Annotated in this window: 18 protein-coding genes; all 18 read left to right on the top strand. The window is 72.8% G+C overall.

Annotated features, from left to right (window positions below; translation table 11 throughout):
- Positions 1-37 precede the first annotated feature (37 nt).
- The 18 genes from AW27_RS00495 to AW27_RS00410 all read left to right on the top strand — a co-directional run bounded on the left by AW27_RS00495 (position 38) and on the right by AW27_RS00410 (position 21,639).
- Complete coding sequence (locus AW27_RS00495) at positions 38-631, top strand: TetR/AcrR family transcriptional regulator (RefSeq protein WP_037917555.1); 594 nt, start codon at positions 38-40, stop codon at positions 629-631.
- A gap of 298 nt (positions 632-929) precedes the next feature.
- On the top strand, positions 930-1,691 hold the full coding sequence (locus AW27_RS00490; RefSeq protein WP_037917558.1) for a GNAT family N-acetyltransferase: 762 nt from the start codon (positions 930-932) through the stop codon (positions 1,689-1,691).
- Between the two features lie 713 nt (positions 1,692-2,404).
- Positions 2,405-3,889 (top strand): aldehyde dehydrogenase family protein, encoded by a 1,485-nt coding sequence (locus AW27_RS00485; protein ID WP_037917560.1) that lies wholly within the window; start codon positions 2,405-2,407, stop codon positions 3,887-3,889.
- A 15-nt stretch (positions 3,890-3,904) separates the two neighbouring features.
- The gene (locus AW27_RS00480) at positions 3,905-5,476 is read left to right on the top strand and encodes a GMC family oxidoreductase (protein WP_052030180.1); all 1,572 of its coding nucleotides are present in this window, start codon (positions 3,905-3,907) and stop codon (positions 5,474-5,476) included.
- Positions 5,473-6,594: a quaternary amine ABC transporter ATP-binding protein gene (locus AW27_RS00475; protein WP_037917563.1), complete on the top strand. Its 1,122-nt coding sequence runs from the start codon at positions 5,473-5,475 to the stop codon at positions 6,592-6,594. The genes AW27_RS00480 and AW27_RS00475 overlap by 4 nt, the downstream gene beginning before the upstream one ends.
- A 241-nt stretch (positions 6,595-6,835) precedes the next feature.
- Positions 6,836-8,722, top strand: coding sequence for an ABC transporter permease subunit (locus AW27_RS00470; protein WP_106967538.1), 1,887 nt, complete (start codon positions 6,836-6,838; stop codon positions 8,720-8,722).
- Between the two features lies 1 nt (position 8,723).
- Positions 8,724-9,710, top strand: a complete 987-nt coding sequence (locus tag AW27_RS00465) for an ABC transporter substrate-binding protein (protein WP_052030181.1) — start codon at positions 8,724-8,726, stop codon at positions 9,708-9,710.
- A gap of 356 nt (positions 9,711-10,066) precedes the next feature.
- The gene (locus AW27_RS00460) at positions 10,067-10,672 is read left to right on the top strand and encodes a hypothetical protein (protein ID WP_052030182.1); all 606 of its coding nucleotides are present in this window, start codon (positions 10,067-10,069) and stop codon (positions 10,670-10,672) included.
- A gap of 135 nt (positions 10,673-10,807) precedes the next feature.
- Positions 10,808-11,521, top strand: coding sequence for a hypothetical protein (locus AW27_RS00455; protein WP_037917566.1), 714 nt, complete (start codon positions 10,808-10,810; stop codon positions 11,519-11,521).
- Positions 11,522-11,739: 218 nt separating this feature from the next.
- Positions 11,740-13,251, top strand: a complete 1,512-nt coding sequence (locus tag AW27_RS00450; protein ID WP_052030183.1) for an MFS transporter — start codon at positions 11,740-11,742, stop codon at positions 13,249-13,251.
- A gap of 64 nt (positions 13,252-13,315) precedes the next feature.
- Positions 13,316-13,756 carry an SRPBCC family protein gene (locus tag AW27_RS00445; RefSeq protein ID WP_037917568.1) on the top strand — a complete coding sequence of 147 codons (441 nt, stop codon included), beginning with the start codon at positions 13,316-13,318 and terminating at the stop codon, positions 13,754-13,756.
- A 128-nt stretch (positions 13,757-13,884) separates the two neighbouring features.
- Positions 13,885-14,514 carry a hypothetical protein gene (locus tag AW27_RS00440; RefSeq protein WP_037917571.1) on the top strand — a complete coding sequence of 210 codons (630 nt, stop codon included), beginning with the start codon at positions 13,885-13,887 and terminating at the stop codon, positions 14,512-14,514.
- 156 nt (positions 14,515-14,670) lie between these two features.
- Positions 14,671-15,213, top strand: coding sequence for an MOSC domain-containing protein (locus AW27_RS00435; RefSeq protein ID WP_172671268.1), 543 nt, complete (start codon positions 14,671-14,673; stop codon positions 15,211-15,213).
- A gap of 294 nt (positions 15,214-15,507) precedes the next feature.
- A complete protein-coding gene (locus AW27_RS00430; protein WP_037917577.1) occupies positions 15,508-18,072 on the top strand; it encodes a molybdopterin-dependent oxidoreductase in 2,565 nt (854 codons plus the stop codon).
- A complete protein-coding gene (locus AW27_RS00425) occupies positions 18,069-19,052 on the top strand; it encodes an FAD binding domain-containing protein (RefSeq protein WP_037917580.1) in 984 nt (327 codons plus the stop codon). Before AW27_RS00430 ends, AW27_RS00425 begins: the two co-directional genes overlap by 4 nt.
- Before the next feature lie 435 nt (positions 19,053-19,487).
- A complete protein-coding gene (locus tag AW27_RS00420; protein ID WP_236647499.1) occupies positions 19,488-20,036 on the top strand; it encodes a ribosome-inactivating family protein in 549 nt (182 codons plus the stop codon).
- Positions 20,033-20,878 carry a hypothetical protein gene (locus tag AW27_RS00415; protein WP_052030184.1) on the top strand — a complete coding sequence of 282 codons (846 nt, stop codon included), beginning with the start codon at positions 20,033-20,035 and terminating at the stop codon, positions 20,876-20,878. The genes AW27_RS00420 and AW27_RS00415 overlap by 4 nt, the downstream gene beginning before the upstream one ends.
- Positions 20,875-21,639: a class F sortase gene (locus tag AW27_RS00410; protein WP_236647500.1), complete on the top strand. Its 765-nt coding sequence runs from the start codon at positions 20,875-20,877 to the stop codon at positions 21,637-21,639. The genes AW27_RS00415 and AW27_RS00410 overlap by 4 nt, the downstream gene beginning before the upstream one ends.
- Positions 21,640-21,661 lie beyond the last annotated feature (22 nt).

Raw genomic sequence — 21,661 nt, 5'->3', positions numbered from 1 at the left:
TCCGGGGGCCGGAGAGGCCGCAGACCGAGGAGGACCCGTGGCCCGACGAGCAGAGCGCACGGAGCGCACGGAACGCGCGGATGCCCAGCGCAACCGGGAAGCGGTCCTGGCGGCGGCCGACACCCTCTTCGCGACCAGCACCAGCCCCCACGGCGTGTCGATGGACGACATCGCCGCAGCCGCCGGTGTGGGCAAGGGCACCCTCTTCCGTCGTTTCGGCGACCGCGCCGGCCTGATCGCCGCGGTGATCACCTCTCGCCTCGAACCCCTTCAGCGCACGGTGCGGGAGGCGCAGGAGGCTGCGGGATCCTCGCCGCGGCAGCGGGTCGCGGACCTGCTCGACGCCTCGCTGAACTTCAAGATCGAGAACCGGAACCTGATGTCGGCGGCGGAAGAGGCCGGAATCAGCAGCCCGTACCGGGCCGAGCACTACGGCTGGTGGCACGCAACCCTGCGGACGGAGCTCGAGCGGGTGCCTGGAGTCCACGCACCGGACTTCACCGCCCACGCCCTGCTGGCCGCCCTTCGCGCCGACCTCGTTGCGCACCTGATCGACGAGGAGGGGATGACCCCGGAAGACGTGCGCTCCTGCTTCGCCGGCCACCTCGCCGACGTCCTCGGACCCGCGTGATCCGGATCCTTCCACTGATCCGCGGGTGAACGGGCGGTCACGACGGACCACCCCCGCCGGAAGGAACCCGGGCGTGACCCCCCTCTCCCGTATGCGCGTCCCCCTCGACCCCCGCCACGATGCGCCGCTCGATGGACCGTGCCGCTCCGGGGCGCGGGAGGTCTTCGAACGGCGTGTGAACGAAAAGGTCATGGGGTCTTCCGCGGGGCAAGCCGGTGACCGGAGGGCGCCCTGGGCAAGGTTCTTCCCGCGACACAAGCCAACGGCGGCCGTGGTCAGCACTGCATAGTCTCCCTCCATGCCAAGTTCAGAACTGCAGCGGATCAACGCCTTCGTATCCGCCTTCGCCCGTCGGCAGGCCACGCGCGCCGTCGACCTCCCCGGCGGCTTCGCTGTATATGACGACGCCTTCTTCCATTCCCGCGCGAACAACCAGGTGATCATCGATACGGCCGTCGACCCGGAGGCGCTGCCCACTATCGCGGAGGAAGCACTGGGCCATCTGCCACACCGACTGATCTCCGTCCTTGACAACGAAGCAGGACTGGCGTGTGCAGAGCCGCTGACCCAGGCTGGGTACGCCCACTCCATCTATGCGGTCATGCTGCACGAAGGCCCAGTGCCGGCTGGCAGACCCGCGGATGAGGCAGACCTCGATGTGCTACGTGATCCACTTACCCGGCGATGGCGGGGCCTCCTTCCGGACGTCGACAACGAGGTCATACGCCACCTTGTCGACCGACGCGAAGCTCGCCGGCGCGGGGCGGACATCGTTCGCTTCATCAGTGCCCGCACAGAGGAAGGCGAGGTCGCCTCATGGGCTGACCTCTATGCGGATCCGGTCACTGGCACAGCCCAGATCGAGGACCTGATCACCTCAGAGGCCCATCTCAGGCGCGGTTACGCCGACGCCGTCCTGACCACTGCCCTGCGCATGGCTGCCGACGAGGACTGCAGTACCCGGTTCCTGACCGCCGATGCGTCAGATTGGCCGCGCCAGTGGTACGAGCGTCGCGGCTTCTCCACCATCGGCCACGCGCACTGCTTCGAACGCGGCTGATTGGAACGTAGCGGTGGCGTGCCGACGATCCTCTCAGCCAGCACTGACAACGGCCGTACGAGGCGGCGGCGCGTTGGTTCAGCGCTCTGGCCAAGTCCCGGCTGACCTCCCTCGCGGCATCGAGATCGGACTGGGGCCTCCTCCCACGCGGATGTCAGTTCAACGTTGTGCCGCTCAAGCCTCGTGATCTTCCGCTGGAGCTCGTCGACGTCGGTCGGGGCTCCGGGCCCTGGTTCCTGCTATGCCCTGTGCTCCCAGCGTGTGCGACTGCCGTTTCTCCAGCTGCTCAACACGGGCGGATAAGCGGGTCTTGCGGGCCCGGGCGTTGGCGAGGCCGGCCTGGAGCGGGGCCCGGCTGACCGGCGAGCCGCTGGCCGGGTCCTTGGCTGCCGGTTCGAATGCGGCGGCGTGAACGATTCCTCCCGCCGGACGCGGCCTCAGGCCGCCCCTCCGGGTGTGCGCCCGTCGTGGCCCCGATGCCCGTGGTGCGGTCCCGTCGGCGAGCCCGGCCGACCGGGCCCGTCCCCAGGGCGCCCCGTCGAGGACTGCCCCATATGTAAATTTTTGTCCCATTTCCCGGTGGGGCAACGGGGAGTGACTCCCGTCACTTCCAGTGACGAATGGGACATGGTTTCCGAGGGTCGGGGCAGGCGCGCCCGAGCAGCACCACCGCGGGAAGGCCGCGGTGGCCGGAATCGGAGGTACAGCGCGTCGTGTCCGAGCAGCCGACCATCCACATCGCCGGGACCTGGCGTTCCGCCGTGTCAGGAGCCACCCGAGAGGTCCTCGACCCGGCGGACGCCACGGTCCTCGCCGTCGTCTCCGAGGGCGGCACCGCAGACACCGACGCGGCCGTCAGCGCCGCCCGCGCGGCCTTCGACGGAGGGGAGTGGCCCCAGACCCCCGTCCTGGAGCGGGCCGCGCTCCTGCGGCGCACCGCAGACCTGCTCCAGCGCGACCGCGAACGCCTCGCCCTGCTGGAGAGCCGTGACGCGGGCAAGACCCTGGAAGAGGGACGCGTGGACGTGGACTGCGTCGCCGACGCCTTCCGCTACTTCGCCGACCTCGTCGCCGGCGAGAGCGCCGGCCGCGTCGTCGACGCCGGCACCCCCGACGTCCACAGCGTCGTCGTCCACGAGCCCGTCGGGGTCTGCGCCCTGATCACCCCGTGGAACTACCCGCTCCTCCAGGCCTCCTGGAAGATCGCCCCCGCCCTCGCCGCGGGCAACACCTTCGTGCTCAAGCCCAGCGAGATCACGCCGCTGTCCACGGTGGCCCTCATCGACCTGCTGGCCCAGGCCGGTCTGCCGGCCGGCGTCGCGAACCTGGTGACCGGCCCCGGAGACCCGGTCGGCGCCCGTCTGAGCACACACCCCGGCGTCGACCTCGTCTCCTTCACCGGCGGCCTCACCAGCGGTACGAAGGTCATGCGCGCGGCCGCCGACTCCGTCAAGAAGGTCGCCCTCGAACTCGGCGGCAAGAATCCGAACGTCGTCTTCGCCGACGCCTGCGCCACCGAGGACGGCTTCGACACCGCCGTCGACCAAGCCCTCAACGCTGCCTTCATGCACAGCGGCCAGGTCTGCTCCGCGGGATCCCGGCTCATCGTCGAAGAGGGCGTCGCCGAGCGCTTCGTCACCGAACTCGCCCGCAGGGCCGACCGGATCCGCCTCGGCCGAGGCACCGACCCTGGCGTGGAGTGCGGGCCGATGGTCTCCGCCGCCCAGCGCGAACGAACCGAGGACTACGTGGCCTCAGCCCTCGCCGAGGGCGCAGTGCTCCGGTGCGGCGGCGAACGTCCCGACGGGCCCGGCTACTTCTACCGGCCGACCGTACTCGACCGCTGCCACCGCGGAATGCGCGTCGTACGGGAGGAGGTCTTCGGACCCGTCCTGACCGTCGAGACCTTCCGCACCGAGGCCGAGGCCGTCGCACTCGCCAACGACACCGAATTCGGCCTCGCGGGCGCCGTCTGGACCTCCGACCCGGGCCGCGGTCGCCGTGTGGCGGGCCTGCTCCGCCACGGCACCGTCTGGATCAACGACTTCCACCCCTACCTCCCGCAAGCGGAGTGGGGCGGCTTCGGCAAGTCCGGCACCGGACGGGAACTGGGCCCCTCGGGCCTGGCCGAGTACCGCGAGACCAAGCACGTGTACCAGAACCTCGCCCCGCGCCCCGTGCGCTGGTTCGCGGGCTGAAGGAGGAGCACAACCATGACCACCCCCACACCCGCCCCCACCCCCACGGCACCCGAGCCCGAGCACGAGTACGACTACGTCGTCGTCGGCGGCGGCACCGCCGGCTCGGTGATCGCCTCCCGCCTGACCGAGGACCCGGACGTGACCGTGGCCGTCATCGAGGGCGGCCCCAGCGACGTCGACCGCCCCGACGTGCTCACCCTGCGCCGCTGGATGGGCCTGCTCGGCGGAGACCTCGACTACGACTACCCCACCACCGAGCAGCCCCGCGGCAACTCGCACATCCGCCACAGCCGCGCCCGCGTCCTCGGCGGCTGCTCCTCGCACAACACCCTGATCTCCTTCAAGCCGCTCCCCTCCGACTGGGACGAGTGGGCGGAGGCGGGTGCCGAGGGCTGGCACGCGGCCGCCATGGACCCGTACTTCGACAAGCTCCTCAACAACATCGTTCCGGTGGCGGAGAAGGACCGCAACGCCATCGCACGCGACTTCGTCGACTCCGCGCAGACCGCCCTGGGCGTCCCGCACGTCGAGGGCTTCAACCGCAAGCCCTTCCACGAGGGCGTCGGCTTCTTCGACCTCGCCTACCACCCCGAGGACAACAAGCGGTCCTCCGCCTCGGTGGCCTACCTCCACCCCGTCATGGACGAACGCCCCAACCTCCACATCCTCCTGGAGACCTGGGCCCACCGCCTCGAAATCGACGGCACCCGGGCGCGCGGAGTCCGCGTACGCGCCTCGGACGGCACGGAGTCCCTGGTCACCGCACGCCGAGAGGTACTCGTGTGTGCCGGAGCCGTGGACACCCCGCGGCTGCTGCTGCACTCCGGCATCGGCCCGCGCGCGGACCTGGAAGCCCTCGGGATCCCACCGGTGCACGACCTGCCCGGGGTCGGGGAGAACCTGCTCGACCACCCCGAATCGGTGATCGTCTGGGAGACCGACGGCCCCCTGCCCGAGAACTCCGCGATGGACAGCGACGCGGGCCTGTTCGTCCGCCGCGACCCCGCATCGGCCGGGCCCGACCTGATGTTCCACTTCTACCAGGTCCCCTTCACCGACAACCCCGAGCGCATCGGCTACCAGCGCCCCGCGCACGGAGTCTCGATGACCCCGAACATCCCCAAGCCGCGCAGCCGCGGCAGGCTCTACCTGACCAGCGCGGACCCCGAGGTGAAACCGGCCCTGGACTTCCGCTACTTCACGGACGAGGACGACTACGACGGCCGGACCCTGGTCGACGGCATCAAGCTCGCCCGGAAGATCGCCGCGACCGAGCCGCTCGCCGGCTGGCTGGGACGCGAAGTGTGTCCCGGCCCGGAGATCACCGGCGACGAGGAGCTGAGCGCCTACGCCCGCTCCGTCGCGCACACCGTCTATCACCCGGCCGGCACGTGCCGGATGGGCGCCGACGACGACCCCGCGGCCGTCGTGGGACCGGACCTCAAGGTCCGCGGGCTCCAGGGCATCCGCATCGCGGACGCCTCCGTCTTCCCGACGATGCCCGCCGTCAACCCGATGATCGGAGTGCTCATGGTCGGAGAGAAGGCAGCCGAGCTGGTGGCCCGGGAGGGTGACGCCCGATGAACACCGCCACCGCCACCGCCACCGCGCCCGCCACCCCCACCACCGCGCCCGCCGACGGCCCCGCCGGGTCCTCCGTCTTCTCCGTGGAAGGCCTCTGGAAGGTCTTCGGCCCCGACAAGGCCGCCGCGAAGATCCCCGGCTCCGCCGCCGCCGACCTGCCCGCCGCCGAACTGCGCGAGCGCACCGGCTGCACCGCAGCCGTCCGCGACGTCACCTTCGACGTCCGCAAGGGCGAGGTCTTCGTCGTGATGGGTCTGTCCGGATCCGGCAAGTCCACCCTCGTGCGCTGCCTCACCCGGCTCATCGAGCCGACCGCCGGCAGCCTGGCCATCGACGGCGAGGACGTCCTGGCCATGGACACCGCCCGGCTGCGCGGACTGCGCCGCCACCGTGCCGCCATGGTCTTCCAGCATTTCGGTCTGCTCCCGCACCGCACCGTCCTCGACAACGTGGCGTACGGACTGGAGATCCAGGGCGTCGCACGCGGCGACCGCCGGGCCAAGGCCGCCGAACTCCTCGCCAAGGTCGGCCTGGACGGCCTGCAGGACCGGCGCCCCGGCCAGCTCTCGGGCGGCCAGCAGCAGCGCGTCGGCCTGGCCCGTGCCCTGGCCGCCGACCCCGAAGTGCTGTTGTTCGACGAGCCGTTCAGCGCCCTCGACCCCCTCATCCGGCGCGAGATGCAGGATGAGGTGGCCCGCCTCCACCACGACGAGGGCCGCACGATGGTCTTCATCACCCACCACCTCACCGAGGCCCTGCGCCTGGGAGACCGGATCGCGCTGATGCGCGACGGCCGCATCGTCCAGCTCGGCACGCCCGAGGAGATCGTCGGCTCGCCGGCCGACGACTACGTACGGGACTTCGTCCGCGACGTCCCGCGCGAACAGGTGCTCACCGTCCGCGCTGCGATGCGCCCCGCCACCGCCGGGGAGAGCGAACAGGGGCCCGCACTGGACCCCGCCACCACCGTGGCCGAGGCCATCCAGACCGTCGCCCGCGGCGGCGGTCCGGCCCGCGTCGTCGACGGCGGCCGCTGCCTGGGCGTCGTGGACGACGCCGGGCTGCTCGCCGTCGTGGCCGGCCTCCCGGACCCGACCGGGCGGGGGGTGGCGGCATGACCTGCCCCGAACGCCCCCCGACCCTTGTCCCCGACCCCCGGAGGTGGTGCGCATGACCGCGACCCCGACCCCGACCCATGCGCCGGCCGGCTCCCGTGCGGCGCTGCCCGCGCAGGCCCGACCGTCCTCCGTCCGGCCCGCGGCGGCCCGGCCGGCTTCCTCCACGGCCGCGGCCACCGCTCAGGACAGTCCCCGCAGAGGCCCGCGCGGCCCGCTCGCGAGCCGCGCGTTCCTCGTCCCGATGGGCGTCGCCCTGGTGCTGCTGGTCCCGCTCGCCGTGGCCTTCCCGGGTTCCGGCAGCTGGCCCGCGGCCCTCGCCGCCGACCTCTCGGACCCGCTCGGACGCGCCGGTGACTGGATCATCGACCACCGCGACAGCCACCCGCTGTTCCTCTACTTCTTCGGCCACGTCAGCAACGCGGTCGTGGTGTGCGTCCGCGCCGTGTACGTCCTCCTGCTGGCCGCCGGATGGACCGGGGTCACCGCCCTGGCCGCCCTGGTCGCCTGGCGCCTCGCGGGCGTCCGCCTCGCGCTGACCTGCGCCGCCGCCTTCGCCGCCTGCGGACTGCTCGGCATGTGGGTGCCGACCATGCAGACCCTCGCCCTGATGGTCGTCGCCGTCGCCGCCTCCGTCGCCATCGGCGCCGTCCTGGGCCTCGCCGCGGGGCTCTCCCGGCGCGCCGACCGGTTGCTGCGCCCCGTGCTCGACACCATGCAGATCCTGCCGGCCTTCGCGTACCTGCTGCCGATGGTGCTGGTCTTCGGCATCGGCGTGCCCGCCGCCGTCCTCGCCACCGTCGTCTACGCCGCCCCGCCGATGGCCCGCCTCACCGCCCTCGGCCTGCGCGAGGCCGACGCGGGCGTCATGGAAGCGACCGCCTCGCTCGGCGCCACCGGCCGCCAGCGGCTGCTGACCGCCCGCCTCCCGCTCGCCCGTCGACAGCTCCTGCTCGGCGTCAACCAGGCCATCATGACGGGCCTGTCCATGGCCGTCATCGCCTCGGTGATCGGCGCGGGCGGCCTCGGCGACCGCGTCTACCAGGCCCTCGCCTCCGTCGACGTCGGCGCCGCCCTCACCGCCGGCATTCCGATCGTCCTGCTCGCCGTGGTCCTGGACCGCACCGCCGATGCCGCGGGCCGCCGACTCGGCGCCCACACCGTACCGGCCGGCGAACAGCCGCTGTTGCGACGGGTGTTCGCCGGCGGGTACGGCCGCCTGCTCACCCTCCTCGCGGCGGTCGCCGCCGCCGTCGCCGGCCGGATGACCGGCACCACCGTATGGCCCGACTCCTGGACCGTCTCCCTGGCCGATCCGGTGAACTCGGCCGTCGCCTGGATGACCGACCACCTCTACTCCGGCGTACCCGTCGTCGGCGGCACCGCCGACTGGGCCGCCCGGTTCACCGGCTGGATACTCGACCCGCTGCGCAGCGGGCTCCAGGCCGCCCCCTGGTGGCTGCTCCTGCTCCTGGCCGGGGCGCTCGCCCTGCGCGTGGGCACCTGGCGCACCGCACTGACCGCGGTCCTCGCCCTTGCCGCCGTCGGCGTGCTCGGTGTGTGGGAAGCCTCCCTGGACACGCTGTCCCAGGTCCTGGCCGCCGTGGCCGTCACGCTCGTCCTCGGCTTCGCGATCGCTGTGGGAGCCGCCCGCAGCGCCAGGGCGGAGCGGCTGCTGCGGCCCGTCCTCGACGCGTGCCAGACCCTGCCGCAGTTCGTGTACCTCATCCCCGTGGTCGCGCTCTTCGGCGTCGGCCGCGCCCCGGCCGCCGCCGCCGCGATCGTGTACGCGCTGCCCGCAGTCGTCCGGATCACCGTGCAGGGCCTGCGCGAGGTGGACCCGGCCGCCGTGGAATCCGCCCGCTCGCTCGGCGCGACCCGCTCCCAGCTGCTGCGCCAGGTCCAGCTGCCGCTCGCCCGCCCCGCACTGCTGCTCGCCGTCAATCAGGCCGTGGTACTGGTCCTCGCCGTCGTCATCATCGGCGGCCTCGTCGGCGGCGGCGCCCTCGGCTACGACGTCGTCCTCGGCCTCGCCCAGGGCGACCTCGCCACCGGCCTGGTGGCCGGCGCCGCGATCGTCTGCCTCGGCCTGTTCCTCGACCGTGTCACCCAGCCCGCGAAGGAGGCCTGACATGCGCGACACCCACCCCCTGCGCCCCCTGCGCCGCCGGAAGGGCGTGGCCGTCCTCGCCGCTGCGACCGGACTCGCCGTCCTCACCGGCTGCGGGGCCGCCGACATGACCCGCCAGTCCTCCCCGTACGCCGCCGCGCAGGGCGCCAAGACGGTCACCCTCTCCGTTCAGTCGTGGGTCGGCGCCCAGGCGAACACCGCCGTCGCCGCCTACCTCCTCGAACACGAGCTGGGCTACCGCGTGGACACCGTCCAGGTCGACGAGGTGCCCGCCTGGGACGCCCTCAGCCAGGGGCGCGTCGACGCGATCCTGGAGGACTGGGGCCACCCCGAGCAGGAAAAGCGGTACGTGGAGGGGAAGAAGACCGTCACCCGCGGCGGCGACCTGGGAGTGACGGGCCACATCGGCTGGTTCGTCCCCACGTACTTCGCCGAGGCGCATCCCGACGTCACCGACTGGAAGAACCTCGACACGTACGCGGACCAGCTACGCACCCCAGAGAGCCGCGGCAGGGGGCAGCTGATGGACGGCTCGCCGTCCTACGTCACGAACGACAAGGCGTTGGTGAAGAATCTGGGCCTGAACTACGAGGTGGTCTTCGCCGGATCCGAGGCTGCCCAGATCACGCAGATCAAGCAGTTCGCCAAGGAGCACAAGCCCTTCCTCACTTACTGGTACGAGCCGCAGTGGCTCTTCGATCGGGTCCCGATGACCGAGGTGAAGCTGCCCGAGTACACCGAGGGCTGCGCGGACGACCCGGAGAAGGTGGCCTGCGCCTACCCGCACACGCCGCTGCAGAAGTACCTCAACACGCGGTTCGCCCGGTCGGGCGGTGAAGCGGCCGACTTCCTGAAGAAGTTCCGCTGGACGAAGGCCCAGCAGAACGAGGTGTCGCTGATGATCGCCGAGGAGAAGCTGTCACCGCAGCAGGCGGCGAAGAAGTGGGTCGAACGCAACGCGTCCGTCTGGAAGCCCTGGCTGGCCTGACGGCCCCGTCGGCCCCAACGGCTCCGTCGGCCCCGTGTCCTCCCGCCCCGCCCCCGCCGGGCAATAGGACGAGGACGCGGGGCCCGTGCTCGCGTTGACGACAGGCCGTCCTCCGACACCGAGGGTGCGCCGTGGCGGAGGCCGGAGCTCGACGGAACGAGCCGGCGCCGGTCCGGGTCGCCCGCTCCACCGGGGGCGACGAGCCGTCCGTGACGTCCGGCGCTGCGCCAACCCGGCAACGTCTCGCGGACCTGCCCCGCGGACACCCGGGGAAGGACCGGGCGCGACGTACGGTCGAGCGACCGGCCGGGCTCGGCCGGCCCGCCCCGACGACGTGACCGGAACAGGAGCAGCCGTTGCTTCTCTACGCCCAGATCCCCGCGCGGCGGAACCGCCAGATCCTTGCGGACCTGATCGCGCTGCTCCTGATCGCCGCCGCGGTGAGATTCGCCCTCGCCGTGCACGGCGCGATCATGCAGCTGGCCGAGCCGGGACGGAAGGTGGAGAGCTCCGGCGACAGCCTGGCCGCCGCCCTCGACGACGCCGGGGAGACGGCCTCGCGGGTACCGCTCGTCGGTGACCTCCTCAAGACGCCGTTCCGGGCCGCGGCCGACGCCGGCAGCGGGCTCGCCGACGCAGGACAGTCACTCCAGGACATCGTCGGCCAAGTGGCGTTCCTGGCCGCACTCGGCCTGATCGTCGTCCCCGTCGCCCTCGTGCTCCTGCTGTGGCTTCCGCTCCGACTGCGCTGGATCCGTCGCAGCGCCACCATGCGCCGCCTGCGCGACGCCCCCGGAGGCGCCGACCTGCTCGCGCTGCGGGCCCTCACCGGACCTCCGGCCGAGCTCGCGGCGGTCCCCGCCCCGCCGGGCGGCCTCGCCGATGCCTGGCGCCGCGGCGACCGGGGGGTCATTTCCGCCCTGTCCGAAATCGCCCTCAGGCGAGCGGGCCTGCGGCCGTGACGGCGGTCTGGAAGGATCAAGGGCGACGGTGCCCTTGATCGCTGTTCCCCGGCCGTCGGGGCGGTGCAGGGGCAAGGGTGGGAAGCGGTGCGAAGGTCGCATCCACCGCACCATGCGAGGGCTGAGGAGGAACCGATGAGCGTGGCCGACGGGGGGCGGCAGTGGCCGGACGAGGTCAGCGTCGAGAACGCGAGGGCGACGCTGCTGCAGCTCCTTGCGCGGGCGGGAGTCCCGTCCGATGACGCCCGGCAGCTGCTCGGGCTTCTGGAAGCGGGCGCCCTGGCTCTCGCGCACGACGAGCTGAGCGCCGCTCACCGCGCTGCTGAGGAGAAGGGCGGGGAGGGGGTCGGCGCCCGAGCCGTCCTGGCGGATCTCGGCGCCGTCGCCGAGCGGACCCTGGTACGGGCCGTCGGCGCGGCAGGACAGCAGGGACCGGCGGGGGAGCACCCCAGAGCCAGACGCATGGAGGTGGAACGGGCCCGCGTGGCCGTCACCCCTTTGTACTTGTCGTTCACCGAGGTCTCGGAGCTGGATCCCGAGGTGACGGACGAGGTCCTCGCCGCGGTCCTCGGCACGATGAGCCCCCGGCAGCGGGCCGGGTACGCCGGCCGGCTGACGGAGTTCGCGACCCGCCACAAGGACCGGCTGGAGCGGATGTTCGCCGGTTACGGACCGGGCAGCGCCATCAGCGTGCACGGCCGCTATTCGCTCCTTCACTCCGCCACGAGCATCGCCGTGCTGGAGCGGCTCGCCGCCGCACCGCGCGAACTGCGCGAGGAGTGGGACGCCGTCGAGCTGCCGCCCGCCTGGCTGGACGGGCTGACAACCGCGTGGAACGCCCCGGCCTGACCACCCCCCGGCCGCGCTCGTACGGTCACCGCCGCCCGTAGCGCCGCCCGGACCACCCGGGCGAGGACGGGCCGGTGCGGCCGATCACCCGCGCGGGCACCGGACCGGCCGGGCCCGCGCGCCGCCGGGGGCACCTGCACAGGTGCGGACAGCAGTGGACAGCCGCCGCCTCCGCCGGGCATGGAAAGTGGACACCGCCCGGCCCGAGTCTGTGCGCCATGACCCTTGCACGCACGAAGGACACCCCGGACGCCCCGCCCCGCCCGGGGCCCGCACTCGCGGCGCTGGCCGCCGCACAGTTCACCGTCATGCTGGCCACCTCGATCGTCAACGTGGCCCTGCCGCAGATTCGGGCCGGGGCGGGCCTGTCGGACGGCGGCACCACCTGGGTGGTCAACGCCTACGGCCTGGCGTTCGGGGCGCTGCTCCTCGCCGGGGGCCGGGCGGCCGATCTCCTCGGTCGCCGCCGGGTGCTCCTCGCCGGCCTGGCGGTGTTCGCGGCGGCGTCGCTGGCGGCGGGACTCGCCGCCTCCCCGGGCCTGATGATCGCCGCCCGCGCCGTGCAGGGCCTCGGTGCCGCGGTCATCGCCCCGGCCGCGCTCGCCCTGGCGATGGACCTCTACCCACCCGGCCCCGCCCGGGGGAGAGCCCTCGGGGTGTGGGGAGCGGTCTCCGGGGCGGGCGGCGCGGTCGGCGTCCTGCTGGGCGGCGTACTGACCCAGGCGTGGGGCTGGCCGTGGGTCTTCCACATCACCGTCCTCGGCGCCGGGCTGGTGCTGGCGGCCGCGGCCGTGCTCGTACCCCGGGACGCCGCCCGTGGCAGCGGCCGGTTCGACCTGCTGGGGACCGCCACTGTCACCCTCGCACTGACCTGCCTGGTCTGGGCACTGACCAGCGCACGGGCGCTGGGCTGGACGCACGCCGGAGTGCTCGCCGCCCTCTTCGCCGCCGCCGTGCTCCTCGCCGCCTTCGCCGTCGTCGAACGCCGGCAGACGGACGCCCTCATACCGCCGAGGCTCTTCGCCACCGGGCAGGTCGCCGCGGGCAACCTGCTGATGGCGCTGCTGGGGTCGGTGTGGATCGCGCTGTTCTTCTTCCTGCCGCTCTACCAGCAACAGGTCCTCGGCATGAGCCCGCTGACCACCGGGGCCGGCCAACTGCCCCTCGCCCTGGCCAACATGCTCGGCGCCGTCGCGGCACCCCGGATCTCCCGGCGTGTCGGCGCCACCGCGACCGTGGTCGCGGCCCTGCTCACCGAGGCCGCGGGCATGCTGTGGCTGTCCCGGATGACCGCCGAGGGGACCTACCTCGTCGACATCCTCGGCCCCAGCGTCCTGGTCGGCCTGGGCCTCAGCGTCGCCTTCGTCCAGCTCACCGCCCTCGCCGTGGACGGCGTCCCGCGGCAGGACACCGGCCTGGCCGGGGGACTGGTGAACACCACCCGGCAGGTGGGCGGCGCGATCGGCCTCGCCGCCCTCGCCACCCTGGCCGGATCCGTCACCGCGAGCGCGGGCGGCCACCAGCCCAGCCTCGAAGCCCTCACCGCCGGCTACCGGGCCGCCTTCGGGGTCTCCGCCGTGATCCTCGCGGCCTCGGCGCTCCTCGCGCTGCCGCTCACCCGCCGGGGACGGTGCCGCTGCCGGGCGCTCCTCCCGTGCCGCCCGCGCACAGCCACCACCCCGCCCGCACAGGGCGAGGCAGCGCAGCACGCACCCGCTCCCGCCCCCTGACCCCGGACCCGACGCCCCCCACCGCAGCCGACCCGACCCGTTCCGCGAACCGAAAGGACACCGCATGTACACCATCGACACGACCGCCCCCGTCGTGGTCAGCCTCAGCACGCGCATCGAAGCGCCCCTCGCCACCGTCTGGTCGGTGCACACCGACGTCGACGCCTGGCCGGCCTGGAACGCCGGTGTCGACCAGGCCCGCCTCGACGGCCCGATGGCGGTCGGCACCCCCTTCACGTGGCTGACCCACGGCATGAGCATCACCTCCACCGTCCGCGAGGTCGTCCCCGGCGAACGGATCGTCTGGGACGGGACCGTCCAGGGCATCGCCGGCATCCACGTGTGGACCTTCGAAGCGGCCGGCGGAGGCGTCGTCGTGCGCACCGAGGAGTCCTGGAGCGGAGCCCCCGTCGCCGCCGACCCCGACACACTCACCACGGCCCTCAGGACGTCCCTGCAGAACTGGCTCGACTGCCTCAAGGCCCACGCCGAACAGTCTGCCTGACCAGCGCCCCCGCACCCGGGCCGGGAGCGTCGGCGTCAGCCCGGCAGCCCCCTCCGCGCCAAGGTGCGCCACCCGCCCCCGCCCCGGGCGCCCGTCCGCTCCCCTCCCCACTCCCGGAGACCTCCACCGTGACCAGTACCGCCACCCTCCCGCCGCCCGGCGGCGCCCGTCCCGACCCCGGCCCCCGTCGACCGAGCGAGGTCGACAACCGTGCGGCGTACGCCGGCTTCGGACTCGCCTACCTGCTCGGCCACGGTGCCGCCGCAGCCTCTCACGGCGACAGCCCGCTGCTCGGCTTGCCCGCATGGCTCCCCACGGTGCTGCTGGGCGCAGGTCTCGTGACCGGCATCGTCCTGGCCGCCGCGGCCGCCCTGCGGGCCCAACGCGGAGCCCCCGCAGCGGAAATCCTCTCCGGCACCCTGCTCGGCACCGCCTGGATCGCGGGGTTCGCCGCCCTGGCCCTCGCCATCACCGGCCTGACCTCGGTCCTCGACGCGCCGGAGCTCCAGACCGTCCTATGGCCCGCCGGATCCGGCATCATCGTCGGCCTGCTCTACCTCGCCGAAGGAGCCGTACGCCGCAACGTGCTGCACTACTGCCTCGGCATCTGGCTCGCCCTGACCTCCGCTGCCGTGCTCTTCCTCGAAGCCCCCCGCCTTCACTGGGCCCTCGCCACCGCGTGCGGCGGCGCCTACGCGCTGGCCACGTTCCTCGAAGCCCGCCGCCTACGATCGCCGGCCGGACCGGCGCGCGACTGACTCCGCAGACGGTACGAGGGCCCCGGGCTGCCCCAGGGCCCTCGCCCGCTTCTCCGCACCAACGGCCTCACCCGTGAGGATCGTGGATGCTGTGCCGTGAGGGGCGAGGGCTGGGCTCGTGACTGATCACGGTTACCGACGAGAGGGTTTCGAGGTATGAAGGGGCGAGTGACGGCGGTCAGTAGCAACGGGAAGCATGCGTTCACCAAGCCGAACCGGGACAGCGTCAGGTTGCTCACCGGACTTGGTGTGGAGGGGGACGTGCACGCTGGCATGACGGTCAAGCACCGCTCGCGCGTCGCGCAGGATCCCACCCGGCCGAACCTGCGCCAGGTCCACCTCATTCATGAAGAGCTCTTCGCCGAGGTTGGCGAAGAAGGCTTCAAGGTGGCGCCCGGCGAACTTGGCGAGAACATCACCACGGGCGGCATCGATCTGCTCGGTCTGCCGGTCGGCACATTGCTGCGCATGGGTGGCTCCGCCGTCCTGGAAGTGACCGGCCTGCGCAATCCCTGCCTGCAGATCAACATCTTCCGGGACGGTCTCTTGAAGCAGGTCGTCGGTCGCGATGAGGCGGGGAACGGTGTGCGCAAAGCCGGAATCATGAGCATCGTGCGGGAAGGCGGCGTAGTGCGCCCTGGCGACACCATCGAAGTAGAGCTTCCCAACGGTCCGCACCGACCCCTGGACCGGGTCTGACCGGTTTCCCTAGCAGGCAGTGACATGAAGACGGCCGCGAGAGTTCTTGAGGCGTGCCGCCTCGGAGCCGCGCGCCCCGAGCGTGCCGGGCCCGCCCGGCTGCGCACCCCGCACGGAGCAACACCCCGGCCGCCCGAACCACCGCGCCCGGGGCCCGCAGCACCGACCCGGGCCGGCCGGGCCCGTACGCGATCCGGCGTGCCCCGGACTGCGCGGTCCCCGGCGGCGGGATATCAAGGGGCGGTGAGGGTGACGCTCCGGCGGTCACCGCCCCACGGCTGAGGAGTAGGTCTCGTGGAGTTCGAGGTCAATGGCGCCCGGCGCACGGTCGACGTGGAAGGCGACCCGGCCGCTGTGGAGGTGGTGCGCGACCGCCTGGGACTGACCGGGACCAAACTGGTGTGCGCGGGCGGCGTCTGCGGGGCCTGCACGATCCAGGTCGACGGCGAGCCCCGGGTGTCCTGCCTGACCCCGGCGGCCCGGCTGGCCGGTCGGCGGATCACGACGGCGGAGGGCCTGTCGGGCCACCCCGTGGCCCGCGCCTTCGCCGGTGAGGACGCCCTCCAGTGCGGTTACTGCACCCCCGGCTTCGTGGTCGAGGCGGCCGCCTTCTTCGAGCGCTGGCGCGCCGGACACGGCACCACCGAGCCGGACCGCGAACAGATCGCCGAAGCCCTCTCGGGCCACCTGTGCCGCTGCGGCGCCTACGAGGGGATCCTTCGGGCGGTGGCCGCGGCCTGCGCCGGCGCCTACGACGCGACGCCGACCGGCGGCCCGACCACGGTCGTTCCACGTGCCGAAGCACCCGAGAAGGTCGACGGATCGGCCCGCTACACCACCGACCTGCACCCCGAAGGCCTGCTGGAGGGCGTGATCATCCGCTCGCCCCACGCACACGCGCACGTACGCTCTCTCAAGGCCGGGGACCTGCCGCTGGTGCCGCTGCTGCCCCCCGACGGCATGGTGCGCTACGTCGGACAGCCCGTGGCCGCCGTCGCCGCGCCGGACCGGGCCGCCGCGCGGGCGGCCGCCGCCCGCGTCGTGGTGGACTACGAGGTGCTGCCGGCGACCCTCGACGTACGGCAGGCCCGGACCGGGGACGGGCCGACCGTCTACGCGGACAGGGCGGCGCGCAAGCGGGCCCCCGGGTCCGGCGACACCCCCCAGCTGGTGCCCGCCCGCTGGCGCGGCAACCTGCGCGGCCCGTCCGCCATGAACAAGCGCCCCGCCGCGGCCGTACGCCTTATCCAGGAAGCGCGGAGGAAAACCCCCGAAAGGGTCGTCGAAGGCGTCTTCACCGCCGCCGCGCAGACCCACACCCCCCTCGAACCGCACGCCTGCCTCGCCCACTGGGCCGGGGAAACCCTCCACATCGAGGTGTCCACCCAGTCCGTGCGACGCGTTGCCGAGCTCGCCGCCGAACGCTTCGGCGTCCCGGTGGAACGCGTCGTGGCACGTGCCGTCCACGTCGGCGGCGGCTTCGGCTGCAAGATGGGCCTGACCTCGGACGTCGTCGCAGCGGTCGAGCTGGCCCGGTTGCACGGCGCCCCCGTACGCGTCGTCCTGGACCGGGACGAGGAGCTCACCGACGGCGGATACCGGCCCGGTTCCCGCATCCGGCTGGCCATGGCCGCCGACGCCTCCGGCGACCTCGGCGCACTCGCCATCGACGCGCACAGCGACGGCGGCGTCTCGGTGGGCGGCTCCGTCGCGGCCCTCGCCCGCTTCATGTACGGCAAGGCCCCCCGCAGGCTCCGCGACTTCGACGCCGTCACCCACCGGCCGCCGGGCGCCCCCTTCCGCGGACCGGGCGGACCCACCATGTGCTGGGCCCTGGAGCAGGCCGTCGACGAGATGGCCCGCCGGCTCGGCCAGGACCCCATCGCCCTGCGCCGCCGCTGGGACGGCAACCCCAAGCGGCACGTCCTGTACGACTGGGCCGCCGCCCTTCCGGTCTGGACGGGCCGTCGCGGCGGCACCGGGCGGTTCCGCCGCGGAGTCGGCGTCGCGGCGGCCAACTGGCTGTACTTCCTCGACCCCGTCACCGAGGTCGAACTCACCGTCGAGGACGGGGTCGTCGTCGCCCGCTGCGCCGTACAGGACATGGGCACGGGCTCACGGACCGTGCTGCGCCGGGCCGTCGCGCAGGCGCTCGGACTGCCGGAGACGAGGGTGCGGGCCGAGGTCGGCCGTAGCGACACCGTCCACGGTCCCACCTCCGGCGGCAGCCGCACCACACCGTCCCTGGTGCCTGCCGCCGTGGACGCCGCCGTCCGGCTGCGCGCAGCGCTCGGTGGCGCCGACGTGGCGGCCCGGCTGGACGCGGCGCACGGCGTACGGGTGACCGGCCGACGCACCCGTGACCGCCGCGGCTACGTCACGCCCTTCTCCCTGGGCGGTATCGCCGTCGGCCGCGGTTTCACCGGATCGGTGCAGGTCGCCGAGGTCGAGGTGGACACGCGGCTCGGCCGGATCCGCCCGCTGCGGGTGTGGAGCGGCATCGCCGCGGGGCGCATCCAGGAAGACCGGCTGGCCCGGAGCCAGTGCGAGGGCGCCGTCGTCCAGGGCATCGGCTATGCCCTGTACGAGGAGCGCCGCACCGACCCGGTCACCGGCCGGGTCCTGACCGAGAACCTGGAGGACTACCGGATCCCCGGCATCGGCGACACCCCGGAGATCACCGTCCACTTCCACCAGGAGGGCTTCGACCACGTCCCCGGCGGCGGGGTCGGCCTCGGCGAGATCGCCACCTTGCCCACGGCGGCATGCCTGGCCAACGCAGTCCACGACGCGACCGGCTGGCGCCCGTACGACATGCCCATCCGCCCCGACCGGCTCCTGGAAGGACTGGGTACGTGAGCACCGAGCCCGATCCCACCGTCCTGACCGCCCTTTCGGACACCGTACGGACCCGCGGCGGGGAACTCCGGGCCGGCGGCACCGACACCGGCGCCCGGAAGCACAGCGGCGTCTCCACCGGGCCGTTCACCGACCTCGACGGCGCCACCGCCCTGCACGGCACCACGGTGCTGCCCGACGGTGGACTGCGGATCGGCGCCCTGACCACCCTCGCCGTGCTGGCCGCCGATCCACAACTGCGCGCCGGCTGGCCGGCCCTCGCGGTGTCGGCCGGCACGGCGGCCACCCCGCAGATCCGCGCCGCGGGCACATTGGGGGGCAACCTCCTGCAGCGCAACCGCTGCTGGTACTTCCGCAATCCGCACGTCAGCTGCCTCCAGAAGGGCGGCGCCGGCTGCCCGGCGCGGGACGGCGACCACCACTTCGCCGTCGTCACCGGAGCGGGCCCCTGTATCGCCCCGCACCCGTCCACCCTGGCGATGGCCCTGCTCACCTACGACGCCGAGGTCGAGATCCACGACGAAGAGCCGTGCAGCGTCGCCGACTTGTACGGCGACGGAGACCGGCTCCACCAGAGCGACCACCTGCTGCCGCCGCACCGCATCCTGACCGCGGTCCGGCTGCCCGCAGCGCTGCCCGGCGAACGCGCCGCCTACCACCGGGCCACCAGCAGGGCTTACGCGGAGTGGCCCCTGGTGGAGGCCACGGCGCGGCTTACGTTCGACGGCGACACGGTGACGCACGCCGCGGTTGCGGCCGGCGGCGTGGCACGTGTCCCGCTCCGGCTGCCGGAGGTGGAGGCCGCGCTGATCGGCCGGGAGGCCACCCCGGTGACCCTCGCCGCGGCGGCCGCGACGGTGCTGACCCGCTGGCGGCCGCTGCCGCGGACCGGCTACAAGACCACGCTGTTCCGCGACACCGTGCTGGAGGCCCTGGAGCAGGCGGTCGGCGCCGCCGCGCCTGCCCGCGGGGACCACTGAGCGCATCCCGCACGCCGCGGCCCCGTACTGATTTTTTGGCATCACAGGCCAACTATTCGCCCGGCCGCCGCCAGGGCGACTACAAAGGTCGAGACCGAACCGAATCCGAAACCGAATCCGGCGACGGTGACCATGTCACCCGTCGGTGCTCGGAATATGTCGAAGGCGGTGGATGCGCGTGCGTGAGTACAGCAAGGTCGAATCGATTCCGTTCAGATTACCGCGGAGGGGTCCGGACTTCGGCTCCTCCACCTGATGCAGGCGGCCATGCTGAAACCCGTGACGTTTTCCTCGGCGCACGCATCGGTGGACGAGTATCGGCTCCTGACATCGACCATCAGGTCCAGAGCCGCAGATGCTCACGGTGGTTTCAGCATGGCCGGCCCGAGTGGGGCGGGCGCATTCCACCTCCCCCTCCGCATTCAACTTCGCGGCTTGTTCATCGAGCTCTACATCGAGCTCCGCCTGTACCGCGCAGGCGCCCGCATCGTCGGATTCCGCAACACTTTCGAGAACGGACAGGCCCCGCCGGAGGCGTACGTGCGCCACGTGCGGGACGCGGCCGCGCCTCCCGGCATCCGCCGCACGCAGGAACTGCCGTTCGGCGGCCGCCGCAGGGACCTCGAGACGGCCGCCGGCGTGCGGAGTTCCGGGATACTCCTGGGGCGTCGGCCCCTCGGCGATGCGGTGATGTGGCTGCACCGCAACCGTGATCCCCAATACACCGCGCACGGAATGCTCGTGCTCTCGGTGATGCTTTGCGACGCCGCCCGATTCCCCGCTCTGGCCGATGCGATGTCACGCATCTGGATGACCGGGGGAAGGCTGCCCGAAGCAGTCGGCGCCGGAAATCCGTCAAACAGAAACCCATCCAGAGGCGTTGGGGCGCCGAAGAAGGAGCGAGGCCCTTTCCAGGGGCTCGTTTCCACCCCGTACGATCTGCGATTCCCGTCCCGGGGATCCACGGAACAGGAGCGAATGTGATAGTCAAGCGCGCCGGTCGCCACGTGGTTCTCGCCGCCGTACCCGCCGCCGTGTTCCTGACCCTCGGTCTTTCCGGACCAGCTCTGGCGCAAGGCGGAAAGGCGTACCAGATCGACCTGGCGCAGCTGAACGAGTCGGGCTCGCGCGGCACGGTCATGCTCAGCCTCAAGGGCAACCAGCTGACCGTGCAGATCGAATCCGAGGGCATGGTGCCCGGACAGCCCTCCGCCCAGCACCTCCACGGCTCGACGAAGGGGCACGACTTCAAGTGCCCGGACGCCACCGACGACACCAACCGTGACGGAGTCCTGAGCAACACCGAAGCCACGCACGACTACGGCGACATCAACATCTCCCTCACCACGACGGGGGACACCACCCCCGCCAGCGGTCTCGCCGTCGAGCGCATGCCCAAGGCCGACCCGAAGGGCCGACTCTCCTACAAGCGGACCATGACCGTCAGCCAGGACGTGGTCGAACACATCAAGGACCTGCACGTCGTCCAGCACGGCATCGACCGCAACAAGAACGGCAAGTACGACTTCGAGGGTGCCGGCAAGAGCGAACTCGATGCGAAGCTGCCCCAGGAGGCCACGGCCCCGACCAACTGCGGAGAGGTCAAGGGCGCGGCCGTCGGTTCCCTCCCGGTCGGAGCCATCGAGACCGGCGGCGGCTCCCCGGAGAGCACGCAGAGCGCGTCCGTGCCGGTGACGGTCCGGGACGGTGTGGCGATCAGCGTGCTCGCGGTGGCGGCCGGTGCCGTGGCCCTCTCCCGGAAGCGGGCCTCCGCAGTCCCCGTCCCCGTCCGCACCGGCCGGGAGAACACCGGGGGCCGCGCGTGAAGCGGACCCCCACACCCGGCACGCCCTCCGCAACCGCCGCCACGGCCCCGCCCGACCCGGCTCCCGCACCGGCCGCGCGGCCATACCACCGCGGTGCGCGCCCCCTGGCCGCTGCGCTCCTCGGAGCGCTGCTCCTTGCGGGCTGCGGAGGCCAGAACGCCGCGCAGCCGTCCACCCCGCAGGGGCAGGCCGGGGGAGCGGGCGCCGATGCCGGAGTGCCGGCCCCCGCAGGCGGGGGTGCGGCGGCACCCGCGGACGGCTCGCAGAGCGGTCCGGCGGGAGGCGCGGGCAAGGGCGGGCCCGCGCTCGCCCGATCGGAGCCGCAGAAGATCACGATCCCCTCCCTGGGCCTGACCAGCACCCTGGAGACGCTGCGGCAGAACGCCGACGGCACCATGCAGACCCCGAAGGACCCCGCGCTCGCGGGCTGGTACGAGCCGGGGCCGACCCCCGGTTCGCAGGGACCGGCCGTGATCGCAGGCCACGTCACATGGAACGGAGCATCAGCCGTGTTCGAGAAGCTGAAGACGATGAAGGGCGGTGACACCATCAAGGTGACGCGCAAGGACGGCAAGACGGTCACGTTCACGGTGGACCGGGTCGGCGAATATCCGAAGGCCGAATTCCCCACACTGGAGGTCTACAAGAACCTCGACCACGCGGGGCTTCGCCTGGTCACCTGCGGCGGGGACTTCGACCCGAAGAAGCACTACTACGACAGCAACGTCGTGGTGTTCGCCCGCATGACGGACGCCGCCTGAGCCGCGCGTCGGGGCCGCGGCG

It is taken from the genome of Streptomyces sp. PCS3-D2 (genome assembly GCF_000612545.2).
Taxonomy (GTDB): domain Bacteria; phylum Actinomycetota; class Actinomycetes; order Streptomycetales; family Streptomycetaceae; genus Streptomyces.
This window is presented reverse-complemented; position numbering and strand designations above follow the sequence as displayed.

Excerpts from the sequence above, each read along its gene's own strand:
- AW27_RS00450 (WP_052030183.1), top strand. The coding sequence starts at position 11,740 with ATGACCCTTGCACGCACGAAGGACACCCCGGACGCCCCGCCCCGCCCG.
- AW27_RS00455 (WP_037917566.1), top strand. The coding sequence starts at position 10,808 with ATGAGCGTGGCCGACGGGGGGCGGCAGTGGCCGGACGAGGTCAGCGTC.
- AW27_RS00465 (WP_052030181.1), top strand. The coding sequence starts at position 8,724 with ATGCGCGACACCCACCCCCTGCGCCCCCTGCGCCGCCGGAAGGGCGTG.
- AW27_RS00475 (WP_037917563.1), top strand. The coding sequence starts at position 5,473 with ATGAACACCGCCACCGCCACCGCCACCGCGCCCGCCACCCCCACCACC.
- AW27_RS00490 (WP_037917558.1), top strand. The coding sequence starts at position 930 with ATGCCAAGTTCAGAACTGCAGCGGATCAACGCCTTCGTATCCGCCTTC.
- AW27_RS00435 (WP_172671268.1), top strand. The coding sequence starts at position 14,671 with ATGAAGGGGCGAGTGACGGCGGTCAGTAGCAACGGGAAGCATGCGTTC.
- AW27_RS00470 (WP_106967538.1), top strand. The coding sequence starts at position 6,836 with ATGGGCGTCGCCCTGGTGCTGCTGGTCCCGCTCGCCGTGGCCTTCCCG.
- AW27_RS00445 (WP_037917568.1), top strand. The coding sequence starts at position 13,316 with ATGTACACCATCGACACGACCGCCCCCGTCGTGGTCAGCCTCAGCACG.
- AW27_RS00480 (WP_052030180.1), top strand. The coding sequence starts at position 3,905 with ATGACCACCCCCACACCCGCCCCCACCCCCACGGCACCCGAGCCCGAG.